This window comes from Lysobacter sp. Soil_C_59 (assembly GCF_057656415.1).
Window position 1 is genome coordinate 265400 of the sequence record NZ_JBDGKK010000001.1, and the last position, 15971, is coordinate 281370.

General features: G+C 65.4%; 20 protein-coding genes and 1 tRNA gene. 19 read left to right on the top strand and 2 right to left on the bottom strand.

The genetic code is table 11. The annotated features are described in order from the left end of the window. The first annotated feature begins 49 nt into the window (after positions 1-49). From ccmA to AC3A3Q_RS01200, 15 genes are all read left to right on the top strand, one after another. Positions 50-700: a heme ABC exporter ATP-binding protein CcmA gene (gene ccmA / locus AC3A3Q_RS01130; RefSeq protein WP_487584511.1), complete on the top strand. Its 651-nt coding sequence runs from the start codon at positions 50-52 to the stop codon at positions 698-700. Further along, a complete protein-coding gene (gene ccmB / locus AC3A3Q_RS01135; RefSeq protein ID WP_487584512.1) occupies positions 697-1389 on the top strand; it encodes a heme exporter protein CcmB in 693 nt (230 codons plus the stop codon). Before ccmA ends, ccmB begins: the two co-directional genes overlap by 4 nt. Before the next feature lie 157 nt (positions 1390-1546). After that, a complete protein-coding gene (gene ccmC, locus AC3A3Q_RS01140) occupies positions 1547-2299 on the top strand; it encodes a heme ABC transporter permease CcmC (RefSeq protein ID WP_200604977.1) in 753 nt (250 codons plus the stop codon). Continuing rightward, entirely contained in the window at positions 2296-2472 is a 177-nt protein-coding gene (locus AC3A3Q_RS01145; protein WP_158730724.1) for a heme exporter protein CcmD, read from the top strand. The genes ccmC and AC3A3Q_RS01145 overlap by 4 nt, the downstream gene beginning before the upstream one ends. A gap of 10 nt (positions 2473-2482) precedes the next feature. Beyond that, positions 2483-2947, top strand: coding sequence for a cytochrome c maturation protein CcmE (gene ccmE, locus AC3A3Q_RS01150; protein ID WP_200604976.1), 465 nt, complete (start codon positions 2483-2485; stop codon positions 2945-2947). 42 nt (positions 2948-2989) lie between these two features. Continuing rightward, entirely contained in the window at positions 2990-5014 is a 2025-nt protein-coding gene (locus AC3A3Q_RS01155) for a heme lyase CcmF/NrfE family subunit (RefSeq protein ID WP_487584513.1), read from the top strand. After that, complete coding sequence (locus AC3A3Q_RS01160; protein WP_487584514.1) at positions 5011-5583, top strand: DsbE family thiol:disulfide interchange protein; 573 nt, start codon at positions 5011-5013, stop codon at positions 5581-5583. Before AC3A3Q_RS01155 ends, AC3A3Q_RS01160 begins: the two co-directional genes overlap by 4 nt. Before the next feature lie 146 nt (positions 5584-5729). Beyond that, the gene (locus tag AC3A3Q_RS01165) at positions 5730-6152 is read left to right on the top strand and encodes a cytochrome c-type biogenesis protein (RefSeq protein WP_487584904.1); all 423 of its coding nucleotides are present in this window, start codon (positions 5730-5732) and stop codon (positions 6150-6152) included. Continuing rightward, positions 6152-7159, top strand: a complete 1008-nt coding sequence (locus tag AC3A3Q_RS01170) for a tetratricopeptide repeat protein (protein ID WP_487584515.1) — start codon at positions 6152-6154, stop codon at positions 7157-7159. Before AC3A3Q_RS01165 ends, AC3A3Q_RS01170 begins: the two co-directional genes overlap by 1 nt. 28 nt (positions 7160-7187) lie before the next feature. After that, a complete protein-coding gene (gene metX, locus AC3A3Q_RS01175; RefSeq protein WP_487584516.1) occupies positions 7188-8324 on the top strand; it encodes a homoserine O-acetyltransferase MetX in 1137 nt (378 codons plus the stop codon). Positions 8325-8404: 80 nt separating this feature from the next. Next, the gene (locus tag AC3A3Q_RS01180; protein WP_487584517.1) at positions 8405-9001 is read left to right on the top strand and encodes a cysteine dioxygenase family protein; all 597 of its coding nucleotides are present in this window, start codon (positions 8405-8407) and stop codon (positions 8999-9001) included. An 84-nt stretch (positions 9002-9085) separates the two neighbouring features. Continuing rightward, positions 9086-9538, top strand: a complete 453-nt coding sequence (locus AC3A3Q_RS01185) for a DUF2214 family protein (RefSeq protein WP_487584518.1) — start codon at positions 9086-9088, stop codon at positions 9536-9538. A 49-nt stretch (positions 9539-9587) separates the two neighbouring features. Further along, positions 9588-9674 (top strand) — tRNA-Leu (locus AC3A3Q_RS01190). A gap of 214 nt (positions 9675-9888) precedes the next feature. Beyond that, the gene (locus tag AC3A3Q_RS01195) at positions 9889-10263 is read left to right on the top strand and encodes a hypothetical protein (RefSeq protein WP_487584519.1); all 375 of its coding nucleotides are present in this window, start codon (positions 9889-9891) and stop codon (positions 10261-10263) included. Next, positions 10260-10733 (top strand): hypothetical protein, encoded by a 474-nt coding sequence (locus AC3A3Q_RS01200; protein WP_487584520.1) that lies wholly within the window; start codon positions 10260-10262, stop codon positions 10731-10733. The genes AC3A3Q_RS01195 and AC3A3Q_RS01200 overlap by 4 nt, the downstream gene beginning before the upstream one ends. Positions 10734-10743: 10 nt before the next feature. On the opposite strand, the gene AC3A3Q_RS01205 is transcribed toward AC3A3Q_RS01200, so the two are convergent. Both AC3A3Q_RS01205 and AC3A3Q_RS01210 read right to left on the bottom strand, forming a co-directional pair. Then, entirely contained in the window at positions 10744-11229 is a 486-nt protein-coding gene (locus AC3A3Q_RS01205) for a hypothetical protein (protein ID WP_487584521.1), read from the bottom strand. Next, the gene (locus tag AC3A3Q_RS01210) at positions 11202-12554 is read right to left on the bottom strand and encodes a DUF6538 domain-containing protein (RefSeq protein ID WP_487584522.1); all 1353 of its coding nucleotides are present in this window, start codon (positions 12552-12554) and stop codon (positions 11202-11204) included. The genes AC3A3Q_RS01205 and AC3A3Q_RS01210 overlap by 28 nt, the downstream gene beginning before the upstream one ends. A 325-nt stretch (positions 12555-12879) precedes the next feature. Between AC3A3Q_RS01210 and AC3A3Q_RS01215 the strand changes: the two genes are divergently transcribed. The 4 genes from AC3A3Q_RS01215 to AC3A3Q_RS01230 all read left to right on the top strand — a co-directional run bounded on the left by AC3A3Q_RS01215 (position 12880) and on the right by AC3A3Q_RS01230 (position 15962). Next, positions 12880-13113, top strand: a complete 234-nt coding sequence (locus AC3A3Q_RS01215; RefSeq protein ID WP_487584523.1) for a hypothetical protein — start codon at positions 12880-12882, stop codon at positions 13111-13113. A gap of 77 nt (positions 13114-13190) precedes the next feature. Next, entirely contained in the window at positions 13191-14150 is a 960-nt protein-coding gene (locus AC3A3Q_RS01220) for an SOS response-associated peptidase family protein (RefSeq protein ID WP_487584524.1), read from the top strand. 106 nt (positions 14151-14256) lie between these two features. Then, entirely contained in the window at positions 14257-14715 is a 459-nt protein-coding gene (locus AC3A3Q_RS01225; protein ID WP_487584525.1) for a hypothetical protein, read from the top strand. Positions 14716-14825: 110 nt separating this feature from the next. Beyond that, entirely contained in the window at positions 14826-15962 is a 1137-nt protein-coding gene (locus AC3A3Q_RS01230) for an AI-2E family transporter (protein WP_487584526.1), read from the top strand. Positions 15963-15971 lie beyond the last annotated feature (9 nt).

Sequence of the window (15971 nt, forward strand, 5' to 3'; positions counted from 1 at the left end):
TCGCATAAACTGGCGCCTACGCGGCCACCGGGCCGCAGCCCTCCAGCCGATGACGCCAGACGACCGACCTGCCCCGCCGCTGCTCGCAGCCCGCGGTTTACGCTTTGCGCGCAACGACGAGCCCGTGTTCGGCCCGCTCGACTTCAGTGTCGATGCTGGCGAGGCGCTGCTGGTCCAGGGCGACAATGGCGCCGGCAAGACCACCCTGCTGCGCGTATTGGCCGGACTGTTGCGGGCCGACGAGGGCGACATCGACCTCGACGGCCAGCCCGCCGGCACCGCCCGCCGCGCCCGCGCCATCGCCTACCTCAGCCACCTGCCCGGCCTGAAGGCGGACCTGACCGCGATCGAGAACCTCGACTTCCTCTGCGGCCTGCACGGCCGCCGGCGCGCGCAGCTGCCGCAGAACGCACTGGCCATCGTCGGCCTGGCCGGGTACGAGGACACCCTCGCCCGCCAGCTCTCGGCCGGACAGAAAAAGCGCCTGACCCTGGCCCGCCTGTGGATGTCGCCGGCGCCGCTGTGGCTGCTGGACGAGCCCTACGCCAACCTCGACCTGGAAGGTATCGAGCTGGTCAATCGCATGGTCCAGGCGCACCTGCGCGAGGGCGGTGCCGCCCTGGTCACCACCCACGGCGCCTATGCCGCACCGCCGGTGCGGACGCGGATGCTGGTGATGGCCAAGGGGGGCACGCAATGAGCGCCACTCAGACCGCCACCCTCGCCGGCGCCGCCCGCGCCCTGCTCACCCGCGACCTGCGCCTGCTCTGGCGCCGTCGCGGCGACGCGCTGCAGCCGGCGCTGTTCGCGCTGCTGGTCGTGGTGCTGTTCGCGCTCGGCCTGGGGGGCGAGAAGCAGGCCCTGTCCAAGGTCGCCGGCGCGGTGCTATGGCTGGCGGTGCTGCTGGCCGGATTGCTCGCACTCGACACCCTGTTCCGCGGGGACGCCGAGGACGGTTCGCTGGAGCAATGGATGCTCGCACCGGTGCCGCTGGCATGGCTGGTGGCGGTGCGCACGTTCATGCACTGGGCCACCAGCGCGCTGCCGCTGCTGATCGCGACCCCGTTCCTGGCCGAGCTGCTGTACCTGCCACGCGAACAGCTGCCGGTGCTGCTGGCATCGCTGGCGCTGGGCACGCCGCTGCTGAGCCTGCTGGGCGCGGTCGTGGCTGCGCTGACGGTCGGAATGCGGCGCTCCGGTATACTTGTCGCGTTGTTGGCACTGCCGCTTTACGTGCCCGTGCTGGTGTTCGGTGCGGGCAGCGTGGCCGCCGCCGCGCAGCATCTCGATCCCACTGGCGCGCTGTTGTTGCTGGGCGCCGGACTGGTGGTTTCGCTGGTGCTGGCACCCCTGGCCGCCGCCGCCGCGATCCGTATTGCGCTCAGCTAGCTTGCTGATGCCTGTCGCTTGAGCCCGATCAAATGCCGCCCTGGCCCCATCCACTAATGTCCGTCGCAACCGCCGAGTCACCCCACCCCGAACTCGGGCCCGGACGGCAGGACGGACGTAGTCAGAAGCACGCAGGCCCGAACAGGCCGAGAGAACGATGAATCCGATCATCCGCTGGTTCCACAAACTCGGTTCACCGCCCTACTTCGACCGCTTCGCCGCGCGCTGGGCCCCGTGGGGCTACGGCCTGGGCCTGCTGGTCATGGCCTGGGGCCTGTACGGCGCCCTGTTCCAGGTGCCGGCCGATTACCAGCAGGGCGACAGCTTCCGCATCCTCTACATCCACGTGCCCAGCGCCTGGATGAGCATGGCGGTGTTCGCGCTGATGGCCATCTATGCCGCGATCGCGCTGATCTGGCGCATCAAGCTGTGCGAGATCCTGGCGATGGCCTGCGCGCCGATCGGCGCCGCGTTCACCCTGATCACGCTGTTGACCGGCTCGATCTGGGGCAAGCCGATGTGGGGCACGTGGTGGGACTGGGACCCGCGCCTGACCACCGAACTGATCCTTCTGTTCCTGTACCTGGGCGTGATCGGCCTGTACAACGCGATCGACGACCGCCGTGCCGCCGCGCGCGCCGCCGGCCTGCTGGCCATCGTCGGCGTGGTGCTGCTGCCGGTGATCCGCTACTCGGTGGTGTGGTGGAACTCGCTGCACCAGGGCCAGACCATCCGCCTGCTCGGTGAGTCGAGCATGGACTCGAGCATGATCCCGCCGCTGGTCTGGATGATCGTCGGCACCAAGCTGTGGTTCATCGGTGCGCTGCTGACGCGTGCGCGCGCCGACAACCTGCGTCGCGAGAGCGGCAAGGGCTGGGTGGCCGCACTGGCGCGGGGGAACGCGCAATGAGCTACCTCAACTACGTGATTGCCGCCTACGCGGTGTTCGTGATCGTGCTGGGCTGGGACTTCGTCGCCACCCATCTGCAGATCCGCCGCGAACTGCGTGGCGCGCGCCTGCGCGCCGAACGCGAAGCCGCTCGCCCTGGCAAGGGCGCGGCCGCAAATGAATTGATCAGATGAGAGCGTGCCAATGAATCCTGTACGTCGCCGCCGCCTGCTGTGGGTCATCGCCCTGGTCGTGGCCGCCGGCATCGCCGCATCCCTGGTGGCCATGGCCCTGCAACGCAACATCGCCTACCTGTACACGCCCAGCGAAGTGCTTCGCGGCGAAGCAGGCGGGCATGCCCGCTTCCGCCTCGGCGGCATGGTCGCGGCCGATTCCTTCACCCGCGCACCGGGTTCGCTGGAAGCACACTTCAAGGTCAGCGACGGCGACGCACTGATGCCGGTGGTCTATACCGGCATCCTGCCCGACCTGTTCCGCGAGAAGCAGGCGGTGGTCGCCACCGGCCGCATGCGCGGCGACACCTTCGTCGCCGAGGAAATCCTCGCCAAGCACGACGAGACCTACATGCCCAAGGAAGTCGCCGACAAGATGGGCATGGCGCACAAGAAGCACGACGTTCCGGCTCCGGCGGCAGGCTCGGCGCAATGAAGCATCAACGCCCGCGTGCCCGCATCTTCCGGAAGGTGAACCATGCTCGGTGAAATCGGCCAGGTCACCCTGATCCTCGCCCTGCTGGTGTCGCTGCTGCAGGCGGCATTGCCGCTGGCCGGCGCACAGCGCGGCATCGGCGGCTGGATGGCGGTGGCGCGCCCTGCGGCATACGCGCAGCTGGCGCTGGTCGCCTTCGCGTTCGTGATCCTCAGCCACGGCTTCGTCACCCAGGACTTCTCGCTGCGTTACGTCGCCGAGAACAGCAACTCGTTGCTGCCGCTGATGTACCGCTATACCGCGGTATGGGGCGCGCACGAAGGTTCGCTGCTGCTGTGGGCGCTGATCCTGGCATTGTGGACCGGCGCGGTCGCGCGCTTCTCGCAGCGCCTGCCGGAGGAAGTCATCTCCCGCGTGCTCGGCGTGATGGGCCTGGTCAGCACCGGTTTCCTCGCGTTCCTGATCTTCACCAGCAATCCGTTCCAGCGCCTGTTGCCGGCCGCCGCCGAAGGCCGCGACCTCAATCCGCTGCTGCAGGATCCGGGCATGATCATCCACCCGCCGATGCTGTACGTCGGCTACGTGGGTTTCGCCGTGCCGTTCGCGTTCGCGATCGCGGCGCTGCTCGACGGCCGCATCGATGCGCGTTGGCTGCGCTGGACGCGTCCGTGGACCAATGTCGCCTGGGCGTTCCTGACCTTCGGCATCGCGCTGGGTTCGTGGTGGGCTTACTACGAGCTCGGCTGGGGCGGCTGGTGGTTCTGGGATCCGGTCGAGAACGCCAGCTTCATGCCGTGGCTGGCCGGCGCGGCGCTGCTGCACTCGCAGGCGGTGACGGAGAAGCGCGGAAGCTTCCGCGGCTGGACGCTGCTGCTGGCAATCGCGACGTTCTCGCTGTCGCTGCTGGGCACCTTCCTGGTCCGCTCGGGCGTGCTCACCAGCGTGCACGCATTCGCGGCCGATCCGGCGCGCGGCTTGTTCATCCTGATTTTCCTCGGCATCGTCATAGGCGGCTCGCTGCTGCTGTATGCATTGCGGGCACCGTCGTCCGAAGACGGTGGCAAGCCGTTCGACATCAGCTCGCGCGAAACGCTGCTGCTGGCCAACAACCTGCTGCTGTCCACCGCCTGCGCGATGGTCCTGCTCGGCACGCTGTACCCGCTGCTGGCCGACGCACTGGAGCTGGGCAAGATCTCGGTCGGCCCGCCCTACTTCGCCCTGATGTTCGTGCTGCTGATGTCGCCGCTGGTGGCACTGCTGCCGTTCGGCCCGATCACCCGCTGGCAGCGTGAGCAGGTATCCAAGCCGCTGGCGATGCTGCTGCCGTGGGCCGCACTGGCGCTGGTGCTGGCCGTGCTTGCCTACTTCTTCGCCCCGCAGGGACCGTGGAAGGTCGCCGCCGGTGTGCTGGGCGCGGCGTGGGTGCTGTTCGGAACGATCCGCTTCGTCGTCGCGCGCCTGCGCAGCCAGAGCAGCGGATCGCGGTTCACCGCCGAGATGCTCGGCATGATCCTCGCCCACACCGGCGTCGCCGTGTTCCTGGTCGGCGCCCTGCTGGTCGAAGGCCTGAGCCAGCAGCGCGAACTGGCGGTCGCGCCGGGCCAGACCGTCGAGCTGGGACGCTATGCCTTCCGCTTCGACGGCGTGGCCCATTCGCAGGGTCCCAACTACGAAGCCGATCGCGGCACCGTCACCGTGTTCGCCAACGAGCGACCGCTGACCGTGATGCATCCGGAGAAGCGCACCTACGCCAGCGGCGGCCAGGTCATGACCGAAGCCGCGATCGACGGCGGCGCCACGCGTGACCTTTACGTTGCCCTGGGCGAGCCGCTCGGTGGCGGCTCGTGGGCGTTGCGCGTGCACGTGAAGCCGTTCGTGCGCTGGATCTGGGCGGGCGCGCTGCTGATGATGTTCGGTGGCCTGGTCGCGGCGATGGACAGGCGTTTCCGCCGCACGGCCACTGTCGCCAGCGCCGTTGTCCCCGAGCCGGTTGCCGCAGGCGCGGTTGCCTCGAGCACGGTCTCCAGTCCGGTGGTCGCCGCTGTCAGCCAGGAGCCCGCACGATGAGCGATCCGTCGCCGCAGCCGCGCCAGTCGTCGATGCGCTGGGTGCCCCTGCTGATCGTCGCCGCGCTGGGTGTGCTGTTGTTTGCCGGCGTGATGCTCAGCCGCAATCCCAATCGCGAGGCACTGCCGTCGCCGCTCATCGGCAAGGCCGCGCCGGCGTTCCGCCTGCCGGTGCTGCATGAGCCAGGCCGCATGGTGACGTCCGACGACCTGCGCGGCGCACCGTACCTGCTCAACGTCTGGGGCAGCTGGTGCCCGGCCTGCCGCGACGAGCACCCGGTGCTGACGCGTTTCGCCGAGAGCAAGCGCCTGCGCGTGATCGGCTTCAACTGGAAGGACGAGCACGCCGACGCCATGCGCTGGCTCGAGCAGTTCGGCAACCCGTACTTCATGGTCATTGCCGACTACGACGGCAAGGTCGCGATCGACTGGGGCATCTATGGCGCGCCGGAAACGTTCCTCGTCGACGGCAAGGGCATCGTGCGCTGGAAGTACGTCGGGCCGCTGACGGATGAAGTGATCCGGGATGAGCTGCTGCCGAAGATTGATGCGATGCAGAGGGGCTCGTGATGAGCGGGGCAGTCCAACAACCACCCGTCATTCCCGCGAAGGCGGGAACCCAGCGTCTTCGCTTCTTCAACGGCCGCAAGTCGCTGGGTTCCCGCCTTCGCGGGAATGACGGTTTGGGGGCGTATTCGTTGTTGCTGTTCGTCGCGATGATGACCGCCTCCTTCCTCGCATTCGCCCAGCCCGCGAGCGACCCCACCCCGCTCCAGTTCCAGTCCCCGATCGAAGAGCAGCGCTTCCACGACCTCGTCGCCGAGCTGCGCTGCGTGATGTGCCAGAACCAGTCGCTGGCCGAATCCAACGCACAGATCGCCGTCGACCTGCGCCGCGAGGTGCTGGAGCTGATGCGCCAGGGCAAGGACAACCGCGAGATCAAGCAGTTCCTGGTCGAGCGCTACGGCGAGTTCGTGCTGTACCGCCCGCAGGTTGAATCCAAGACGTGGTTGCTGTGGTTCGGCCCGGCGCTGGTGCTGCTGGCCGGCGGGGTGGTAGTAGCCGGCGCGGTGCGCAAGCGCCGCCAGGCACCGGCCGCAACAAAGACCAGCGACAGCAACGAAGAGCAGGAGTGGTAATGGTTGGTTTCGTGATTGCCGGCCTCGTGCTGGCCGTGCTGGTGCTGGCCTACGTGCTGCGTCCGTTGTGGCGGACCCGTCCGATTGCAGGGATCGCCGTGATTGTCGGCCTGACCCTGGCCACCGGACTGACCTACTTCGCCATCGGCACGCCCGCCGCGCTGGATTCGGCGCAGCGGCGCGCACCGGAAACGCTCGACGACGCCATCACCCAGCTGGAGGCCGAGCTCAAGCGCGACCCCAACCAGGTCGAAGGCTGGCGCCTGCTCGCCCGTGCCCGCGTTGCCGAAGGCGAACCAGTCAAGGCGCGCGATGCGCTGATGCGCGCGCTCAAGCTGATGCCCGACGACCCGGACCTGCTGGCCGAGGCCGCGGAGATGCGCGCCATCGCAGCGCCGGGTCGCCAGTTCGATGCCGAAGGCATCTCGATGCTGCGCCACGCGCTCGACCAGGAATCGATGCACCAGCGTGCCCGCTGGTTCCTCGGCATCGCCCAGCGCCAGGCCAAGCAGCCGGCGGAAGCGGCGCGCACGTGGGAACCGTTGCTGGCCGTCGTCGACGGTCGCACCGCCGAAAGCCTGCGTGAGCAGATCAACGCCGCGCGCGGCGAGGCCGGCATGGCACCGCTGGCGGCGGCCGTCGCATCGGCAGCACCTGCCGCTGGCCCGGGCCTGAAGGTCAAGGTCGCCCTGTCGCCGACGCTTGCCGCGAGACTGCCGGCCAACGCCACCCTGTTCGTGATCGCACGCCAACCCGGCGGCCCGCCGATGCCGGTGGCGGTCGAGAAGCTGGCGGCCGCGAATTTCCCGGTCGAAGTCACGCTTGACGATGGCGACAGCCCGATGCCGACGATGAAGCTGTCGCAGCTGGAGCAGGTCGAAGTGCTGGCTCGCGTATCTGCCAGTGGCGACGCGACTCCGCAGGCCGGCGACTTCGAAGCCACGGCGAAACCGACGGGCAAGGACGCGGGCACGATCGAATTGCTGATCGACCAGGTCCGGCCATAAGGCCCGTTCCGCCCGTTAAGCTTGCCCCATGACCGAATTCATCCCGCCCGGTACCCGCTGGTTCGACCTGCCCTCGCCGTTCCCGATGAAGCGGGGCGGCGCGCTCAACAACGCCCGCGTCGCCTACGAAACCTGGGGCACGCTCAACGCCGCCCGCGATAACGCCGTGCTGATCGTCACCGGCCTGTCGCCCGATGCGCACGCGGCCAGCAACGAGGGCAATCCGGAACCGGGCTGGTGGGAACAGATGCTCGGTCCGGGTAAACCCATAGACAGCGATCGCTGGTTCGTCGTCTGCGTCAATTCGCTCGGCAGCTGCAAGGGCTCCACCGGGCCGGCCTCGATCAATCCCGACACCGGCGCGCCGTACCGGCTGAGCTTCCCCGACCTGTCGATCGAGGACGGCGCGCAGGCCGCCGCGCATGTCGTGCGCGAGCTGGGCATCGCCAGCCTGGCCTGCATCATCGGCAACTCGATGGGCGGCATGACCGCGCTGGCGTTCCTGCAACTGCATCCGGGCCTGGCGCGCAGCCACATCAACATTTCCGGCGCGGCCAAGGCGCTGCCGTTCTCGATCGCGATCCGCTCGCTGCAGCGCGAGGCAATCCGGCTGGACCCGAACTGGAACCACGGCCAGTACGACGACGAGCGCTACCCCGAGGCGGGCATGCGCATGGCGCGCAAGCTGGGCGTGATCACCTACCGCTCCGCGCTGGAATGGGACGGCCGCTTCGGTCGCGTGCGCCTCGATTCGGACCGCACCGACGACGAGCCGTTCGGCCTGGAGTTCGAGGTCGAAAGCTACCTGGAAGGCCACGCCCGTCGTTTCGTGCGCCGCTTCGACCCCAACTGCTACCTCTACCTGAGCCGTTCGATGGACTGGTTCGACCTGGGCGAGTACTGCAGCGACCGCCAGGGCAACGGCGAAGCCGACACACGTGCCGGCCTGGCCGGCCTGCGCGTCGACAAGGCGCTGGCCATAGGTGTCCACACCGACATCCTGTTCCCGCTGCAGCAGCAGGAAGAGATCGCCGAAGGCCTGCGTGCCGGCGGCGCCAACTCGCGGTTCCTGCCGCTGCCGTCGCCGCAGGGACACGACGCGTTCCTGGTCGATATCGCCCGCTTCGGCCCGGCCGTCGGCGACTTCCTGAACAGCCTTCGCTGAACCGCACGTCGAGGGTCCGTACCGCCGTAGATTGATGCGGCGCAAGATTCGCTGCGCCGGGCGCACGATAGAATTGCGCCATGACGATCAACGACGCACTGCCCGACCTCGATTTCCCCGGCCACGACAAGCTGGTCGCCGCCATCGACGCCGCGGTTGCGTCCGGCGACGAACACGCCGTCACCGCGGCACTGCGCACCACGCTGTGCGGCATGATCCGCGACCGCGAAGTGCAACTGCCCTCGTGCGTGCACGACCCGATCGAAGACCACTACGCCCGCCGCGAGATCTACCGCAGCCCGGGCCTGGGCTACAGCGTCGTCGCGATGACCTGGGGACCGGGCCAGGGCACGCCGGTGCACGACCACTGCGGCCTGTGGTGCGTGGAAGGCGTCTGGGACGGCGAGCTGGAGATCACGCAGTACGAACTGCTCGAGCGCGATGGCGAGCGTTTCCGCTTCCGCGCCGCCGGCGGCATGCATGCCGGTCCCGGCAGCGCCGGCAGCCTGATTCCGCCGCACGAGTACCACACCATCCGCAACGCCAGCCGCGAATCGGTCGCCGTCTCGCTGCACATCTACAAGGCACCGATGGAAGCGTGCTCGATGTTCGTCCCGAATGAAGGCGAATGGTTCGCCCGCGTCGCCAAGACGCTGCAGACCGACGAAGCGGCGTAAGGCAGCGGACAATTCCTGACCTCTGGCACTACAACGCCAGAGGCGATCGCCTAGGGTGAGCGTTTTCCGCCGGAGCCTCCCCCGATGCTGACCGACTTCACCCTCGCCTCCCTGCACCACCTGCTCGTTTACGCCCTGGTTGCGATGCTCGTCGCCGAAGCCGTGCTCCTGCGCGGCGGCGTCGATCGCTCGACACTGCAGCGCCTGGCCGGTATTGACCGCGGCTACGGCATCTGCGCGATGCTGCTGATCGTGGTCGGCATTTGCCGGATCATCTACGGGGTAAAGGGCCACGACTTCTACCTGCACAACCCGTGGTTCCACGCCAAGATGGGCGCGTTCGTGCTGGTCGGCCTGCTCTCGATCTTGCCGACCGTGCGCTTCCTGCGCTGGCGCAAGGCGCTGGCCGCCAATCCGTCCTACCTGCCCGATTCCGCCGAGGTGGGCCGCTTGCGCGGTGTCGTCCGCTTCGAGCTGATCCTGGTCGCGGCGATCTTCGTCTTCGCCGCCGCGATGGCCCGCTACGGCGGCCTCTGAAACAACCCCCTGCTTCCGGGCGGCCGCGTCGGCTATACTGCGCGACCGCGCCGGAATGGCGGAATCGGTAGACGCAGCGGACTCAAAATCCGCCGCCCTTAAAAGCGTGTGGGTTCGAGTCCCACTTCCGGCACCAATCTGCATTAAGCCTTTTAATTCAATGGCTTAAGTTATCCAACAAGGTGTCATCTAGTACACCCTACTAGTACACCAACTGAAAGCCCTAAGGGAGACCTTAGGGCTTTTTCGTTAGCATCGTTGCAAGCGCCTTGCACTCGGTAATCTCCTATGGGGGTTTACCGATCCGCTGTAGCAGATCACGCCGGCTGGTCCTTGAACTAGGGGAACGCATGAGATTCCTTGTCGCACTGATCCTTATTGCTATTAGTGAACCAGCAGCGGCGGCCGACGTACTGAAGTCGGTGCCCCATCAGTTCCGTGGTGAATGGAACCAGGTGATCGATGCGTGTGGCAAAGGCGAACACGAATCCGCGCTACGAATCGACGCGAACCGGATCATCTTCTACGAGAGCGACGGGCCGCTTGAAGCCGTCGTAATCCAAGGGCGGTATGAATTGGCGCTAATCGCCGAACTCTCGGGAGAAGGCCAAACATGGCTTTCCACGAACACTTTCCGATTGTCGCCTGGGGAAGACATGCTGATTGATACGACCGGCGGGACTGAGTATGTCCGCTACCGCTGCCCGAGTCGGACGGCGAAATGACGCGCGAGGAGGTCGAAGCATTGCTCGACCGGGCGTTGGAGCTTTTGGTCGAACGCGATTCTGACTTGATTCGTCTGAATGTGTGCGAACGGGCACTCATGTTCCGCTTAGCCCACTACATGGCGTGCTCCGAGAGCATCCCGGCGGGTGTAACCGTGGATTGTGAATACAACCGGCACCTCACCGGTGAAAAGACGCTCGGCATCCCACCGCGGAGAAACCCGGGCAACCGAACGCGCTCCGGCGTAATCCCGGACATTCTCATTCACGCACGGGGAAACGACGATCAAAATGTGCTGGTGGCGGAGATCAAGCGCCCCACACAACCCAGGGCAAGGGACCGACAGAAGCTCGCGCAGTTCAGAACTGAGTACGGTTACGGGCACGCCGCTCAGATCATCATTGGCCATGGGCGGAACGGCGAGCTAGTGCGAGAGATCGAGTGGATCGACCCTGCGAACCATAGGTAATTGCGAACTGTTAGCGCGCCGCCTCATCAGAAGCCTTTTCAGCCTTGGCTTGGCGCTTTCTGGCTTCCTGGTAGTTCCCTGCAAATATTCCGAAGGCCTGAACCACCACCAGTATTCCAACGCCTAAGACATAGGCCTTGAAGGTCGGAACGACCGCTGGCGCAAGCTGTGATCCACCAAGCACCACGGCCTGAACCAACAAAGATAAGGCCGAGCCAAAGCCAAGAGACCTAGCCCCAATCTTCTTCATTTGGCTGGTCGCCGCTTGCGGTTCTGATACCCCGAGAAAGATAGAGGCAATCGTCCCAGCAGTAGCCATAAGGCCTACGCTCGCTGCGATCAGTACGCCCGCAAGAAGATTCGACCCAATCAACTCAGGGCGGAGGAAAGCGACCGCCAAGAAAGAGGGTGCAAAGATCGAGGTTAAAAGCATCATATAACCGATGCCTCGATGACTCTCCATGCCACCTAAAGATTTAAGGTCGATATTGAGCATTGATCTCCCCTGGAAAGAAAAACAACAGCCTGCGGCAGCTGTCGCCCACGACTCGCTAGTCGCAATATACCCCTAACAATCTCAGAGCCTAAGACTGTACGACAATGCCGCCGCAGACAACGTTTGGCTTTCCGTCGGAGTCTATTGATGCCTTGGCCGACTGCAATACCCAACTGCCGGATCACGCGACCGAACCGCTTCCCGAGGTACCAGGACCGCTTCTTATCCGGACCTCCCCGAAGTAATCCCGGAATAAGGAAGCCATCTGTCGAACTCTTCGCAAGCTGCTTCACCAACGGCGCGATGGCCGGGTGGATGGGAACCTTTCGATTCGCAGCCTTGGTCTTGCCCCTTTCGATCTTCAAGATGGCTCCCTCTACCGAGCCCACCTCTAGCTCTCCGACCTCCTCCCGCCTCATGCCGGTGTAAGCGGCAATCGCAGTCAGGGACCAAAGAGGGTCATTCGGATCAACCCCATGGAGGACCTTGGAGAGCTCGGACGGCTTCCACGCCCGGCGCACATTGGGCTCGGCCCTGCTCGATTCCTTGATGGTTCGAACCATGCGGAAGAATGGGTTCTCCTCGACAAGCCCTCGCCCGACCATCCATTCGAAAAACGCCCGCAGGTCGCTTGTCTCTTTCACCCGGGTCTTGGCTGAAAGCGGCACCGAGTTTCCGTCGGCATCCTTCTGGGTGCGTCTCTGGATAACCTCGGTGACGTATGTGCCCGCAACCCTCCTGGTTACCTCCCCGCACTCGCGGTCAGCCCCGAACCATTCGAAAAACGCCTCCAGCCTGCGTCGTTTATCGCCAATGGTCTGGGCGGTAAGGCGCTTCTCCTGCTCCTTCAGGTACACACCAAACAGGTGGGACAACGTGAGCTCCTGACGCCCCGCCAAGGCGTTGTAGGAGCGCTTGAGCAGCGCCACCGAACTGGCTGGGATCTTCGGATGACCCTGCGCGTCCAGGCCGTTGACGCGCCCCTGAGCCTCAAGGAAATCATCCACCGCCACTTCATGGGCGAGTTCGGCATCGCGCCGGTTGCCCTGCCCAGCCTCAAGCGCTCGACGCGCAACAAGGGCTGACTGGAGGATTGCTTCAGCAGTGACCTCCGAGCTGACGGGCGCTCTCGCCGCCGCCTGCTCGAACTCAGACAAGATAGCTGCGACCACCTCGTGCTTTCGGCGGTTTGCCTCTTTCTCGTCGCGGGTCTTGAGGGACCGAAGGACAGGACTGACACCAAGCATCGACTGCAGCTCACGCGGCACAGCCACTTGAACGTACCAGCCCAGCTTTCGCTTCTTCAGGTATGAAGGTGAACGCATCGAGACGGCCTATATCGGGTTCGAGTCCCACTTCCGGCACCAGTTTGAAAGCCAAGGGCTTGCGATGATTCGCAGGCCCTTGGTTTTTTATATCGCTACGTTGTTCGCACTGGTTCGCTGCATCGCTCGGATGGCCGCCGGTTGAACCTGGCGCCGTTGCCCTAAGGAGACCACACCATCGGCCTGTTCCAGGTTTGGTTAGGTGTGCCTGCGATCCGGGTGAGGTTGGCCCGATCACGTCCTGGCCACAGGAGCGACGCCGCCCATGGACGCCCCCCTCGCTGACCGTAGTCGTCGAACGACACATCGCCGGATAACCAGGGCGATGGCGACAGTAACCGTTGCAGCCATCCTGGTTCTCACCGGCTACTCGCACATGTGGGCTCTGAGCCGCGGCATGCCCGATGTGGCCTCCATCGCGACAGCAATCGGTTGTCTCGCCCTGACCTGCCTGACACTGCTGGCAGCGTCGCTTCGGCTTTGGGCGTGGACATTCGCCCTCGCGTCACTGTGCATCTCGCTTCTGCTGCTCTTCTCGTTTACGGCCCTGCTCTACTAAGCAGCCTGAGCGCCACCGGCCCACCACGCGACTGGAGGTATATTCCGGCCAAGGTCACGGCAACAAGGGCCACCGCCATGTGCTACTCCGCCCAGATCTGGGCCGACTACCGGAAATTCGCCAAGGTCTTCGGCGCCACCATCAGCATCCAGGATTTCGTGCGCCTGTACTGGGAGCGCGGCAAGGGTGGCAAGGCCAGGATTCCCAAGGCAATGGACGCCGCCTTCGCCGAGCCGCTGACCGACCTGCAGCACGAGATCAAGGGCCTGATCGACGAGTTCAACCGCGCCCAGACCGGGCGATACGAGCAGGAGCTGTTCAAGCAACGCAAGCGTCTGTTCGACGCCGAGCGCATCCTGCTCGACAAGACCACCAAGAAAGCGCTCGAGGAAAAGCGCATCGCCACCGACAAGATCGAGTGGACGCGCGGCAAGCTGGCCGACCTGCATCGCAGCGCGCTGGTCGCCGACGATTCGCGGATCTTCCCCGGCCATTACGCGCCGGTGATGGTCTGGGAGAACGGCCAGCGCGTGATCAAGCCGATGCGCTACCAGTGCCGACCCGAAGGCAAGCCGGCCAACTTCGACCAGCGCTTCCCGGGCACCTACAACGCCCGTCGCGACAACCTCGAAGGGTTCTGGAAGGAGCAGTTCGGCCACACGCACGGGATAGTGGTAGTCAATGCGTTCTACGAGAACGTCAGCCGCCACGCCGTCGAGCATCGCGAGCTCGGGCCGGACGAGAAGGACGAGAACGTAGTGCTCGAGTTCCGCCCGGAACCGGAGCAGGACATGTTGATCGCCTGCGTCTGGTCGAAGTGGAAAGGCTCGCACGGTGCCGAGCTGCTTTCCTTCGCTGCCATCACCGACGAGCCACCGGCCGAGATCGCAGCAGTGGGCCATGATCGCTGCATCATCCCGATCAAGCGCCGCAACATCGACGCCTGGCTAAACCCGGACCCCAACAACCTGTCTGCCATGTACGCCATTCTCGATGACCGTGAACGGCCGTACTTCGAGCACAGACTGGCGGCTTGATTGCCGGCGGCGGCCATTCGGACTAACGCCGCCTTAACAACCACGTTGGCATCGTTGCGCGAATGGGCGCCCGCCCCGTCACAAACGACCACTCACGGGGAAATCGATGACGACCGCGGACACCTTGATGCCGCTGCAGGCCGAGCCTCCCTCGAACAAGCAGCGGCTGTTCGTGCGCTACTACAGCGCTATCCTCATCGACCTGGTGGTGCTGAACCTTTTCGACGAGTTCTCCGATAGGGTCCACATCGAGTCGTTCACCGTGTCGCTGATGGCAGCGCTGCTGCTGCAGATCCTGCTCAAGCTGACCATCGCCCTCGAGCATTACGTCGCGGCGTTCTTCAAGGCACGCCCGGGCGGTTTCATGACCTTCATGCGCTGGTTCTCGGCGTGGCTGATCCTGTTCGGCTCGAAGTTCGTGATCCTCGAAGCGATCTCGTTCGCGTTCGGTACCGACGTCCGCTTTGATGGGCGCTGGCATGGCCTGCTGGTGCTGATCACCGTGATCGTCGTGATGCTGATCGCCGAAGAGGTGGTCGTCAGGATCTACCGGCGCCTCAGCTGAGGTCCCGCCGGCGCAAGCGATCAACCGGGGACGGATGGATCCATCCCCCACATCACCACAGGCGTCCGAACCCATGCGAGGGGGCGGCCGACGTCAAGGAGGATTTCCACGTGAACGTAGATCAAGAAACGCTGCGCAAGCTCGTCACCTCCGATCTGGCCGAAACCCTCGTCAAGGTCGGCCTGATCGCGTTCCTGGCAATCGTCTGCGTGCGCATATTCGCGCCGTTCGCGAACCTGGTGATCCTCGGCGTGATCCTGGCCATCGCCATCTACCCGCTCTACCAGGGTCTGGTGCGCCGACTGGGCGGCCGTCGCGGTTTGTCCGCCACGGTCCTGGTTCTGGCACTGCTGCTCCTGCTGGGCGTGCCGATGGTGATCCTGGGCAGTTCGTTCGCCAGCCAGATCAGCGAAGTCCACCAGTCGTTCGAGAAAGGCACCTTCACGGTGCCGGCGCCGGACCCCAAGGTGGCGCAGTGGCCCCTGGTCGGTGAACGCGTGCACGCGGCGTGGGCCGAGGCGGCCGACAACCTGCCGGCCTACATCCACAAGAACTCCGAGATCATCCGCGGTTACCTGCGCAAGGCGCTGGTGATGGCGGCCAATGCCGCCGGCGCGATCCTGATGTTCCTGGCGGCGATAGTCGTCGCCGGCGTGTTGATGGTTTACGCCGACGCCAGCAAACGCGCCGCCGAACGCATCCTGGTGCGGCTGACCAATCCGGCCGAAGGTGCGGGCATCCTGAAGCTTGCGGTCGCCACGGTACGCTCGGTGGCTGCCGGCGTGGTCGGCGTCGCCTTCATCCAGGCGCTGCTGCTGGGCATGGGCTTCCTGTTTGCAGGCATACCGGCGGCCGGCGTGTGGGCGGCAATCACGATGCTGCTCGGCATCCTGCAGTTGCCCGCGCTGATCATCTCGTTGCCCGCGATCGGTTACCTGTGGTGGGCCGACGACGGCTCCTCCACTGTGATGAAGGTGATCTTCACCATCTACTTCCTCATTGCCGGCATGGCCGACAACGTGCTCAAGCCGCTGCTGCTAGGACGCGGCGTGGATGCACCGATGCTGGTCATCCTGATCGGCGCCATCGGCGGCATGGTGACCGGGGGCATCCTCGGCCTGTTCGTCGGCGCCGTGTTGCTGGCCGTGGCGTACAAGCTGTTCATGGAATGGGTCGATTCGCGAGTGCCGGCCCCGATCGTGCCGGTGGCACCGGCCGACTCCATCGATCTGGACAACGCCCATTAGTCGCAGGAG

What these genes read in the sequence shown, in the direction of transcription:
- ccmA (WP_487584511.1), top strand. Translation starts at nt 50, where the DNA reads ATGACGCCAGACGACCGACCTGCCCCGCCGCTGCTCGCAGCCCGCGGT.
- ccmB (WP_487584512.1), top strand. Translation starts at nt 697, where the DNA reads ATGAGCGCCACTCAGACCGCCACCCTCGCCGGCGCCGCCCGCGCCCTG.
- ccmC (WP_200604977.1), top strand. Translation starts at nt 1,547, where the DNA reads ATGAATCCGATCATCCGCTGGTTCCACAAACTCGGTTCACCGCCCTAC.
- AC3A3Q_RS01145 (WP_158730724.1), top strand. Translation starts at nt 2,296, where the DNA reads ATGAGCTACCTCAACTACGTGATTGCCGCCTACGCGGTGTTCGTGATC.
- ccmE (WP_200604976.1), top strand. Translation starts at nt 2,483, where the DNA reads ATGAATCCTGTACGTCGCCGCCGCCTGCTGTGGGTCATCGCCCTGGTC.
- AC3A3Q_RS01155 (WP_487584513.1), top strand. Translation starts at nt 2,990, where the DNA reads ATGCTCGGTGAAATCGGCCAGGTCACCCTGATCCTCGCCCTGCTGGTG.
- AC3A3Q_RS01160 (WP_487584514.1), top strand. Translation starts at nt 5,011, where the DNA reads ATGAGCGATCCGTCGCCGCAGCCGCGCCAGTCGTCGATGCGCTGGGTG.
- AC3A3Q_RS01165 (WP_487584904.1), top strand. Translation starts at nt 5,730, where the DNA reads ATGATGACCGCCTCCTTCCTCGCATTCGCCCAGCCCGCGAGCGACCCC.
- AC3A3Q_RS01170 (WP_487584515.1), top strand. Translation starts at nt 6,152, where the DNA reads ATGGTTGGTTTCGTGATTGCCGGCCTCGTGCTGGCCGTGCTGGTGCTG.
- metX (WP_487584516.1), top strand. Translation starts at nt 7,188, where the DNA reads ATGACCGAATTCATCCCGCCCGGTACCCGCTGGTTCGACCTGCCCTCG.
- AC3A3Q_RS01180 (WP_487584517.1), top strand. Translation starts at nt 8,405, where the DNA reads ATGACGATCAACGACGCACTGCCCGACCTCGATTTCCCCGGCCACGAC.
- AC3A3Q_RS01185 (WP_487584518.1), top strand. Translation starts at nt 9,086, where the DNA reads ATGCTGACCGACTTCACCCTCGCCTCCCTGCACCACCTGCTCGTTTAC.
- AC3A3Q_RS01195 (WP_487584519.1), top strand. Translation starts at nt 9,889, where the DNA reads ATGAGATTCCTTGTCGCACTGATCCTTATTGCTATTAGTGAACCAGCA.
- AC3A3Q_RS01200 (WP_487584520.1), top strand. Translation starts at nt 10,260, where the DNA reads ATGACGCGCGAGGAGGTCGAAGCATTGCTCGACCGGGCGTTGGAGCTT.
- AC3A3Q_RS01205 (WP_487584521.1), bottom strand. Translation starts at nt 11,229, where the DNA reads ATGCTCAATATCGACCTTAAATCTTTAGGTGGCATGGAGAGTCATCGA.
- AC3A3Q_RS01210 (WP_487584522.1), bottom strand. Translation starts at nt 12,554, where the DNA reads ATGCGTTCACCTTCATACCTGAAGAAGCGAAAGCTGGGCTGGTACGTT.
- AC3A3Q_RS01215 (WP_487584523.1), top strand. Translation starts at nt 12,880, where the DNA reads ATGGCGACAGTAACCGTTGCAGCCATCCTGGTTCTCACCGGCTACTCG.
- AC3A3Q_RS01220 (WP_487584524.1), top strand. Translation starts at nt 13,191, where the DNA reads ATGTGCTACTCCGCCCAGATCTGGGCCGACTACCGGAAATTCGCCAAG.
- AC3A3Q_RS01225 (WP_487584525.1), top strand. Translation starts at nt 14,257, where the DNA reads ATGACGACCGCGGACACCTTGATGCCGCTGCAGGCCGAGCCTCCCTCG.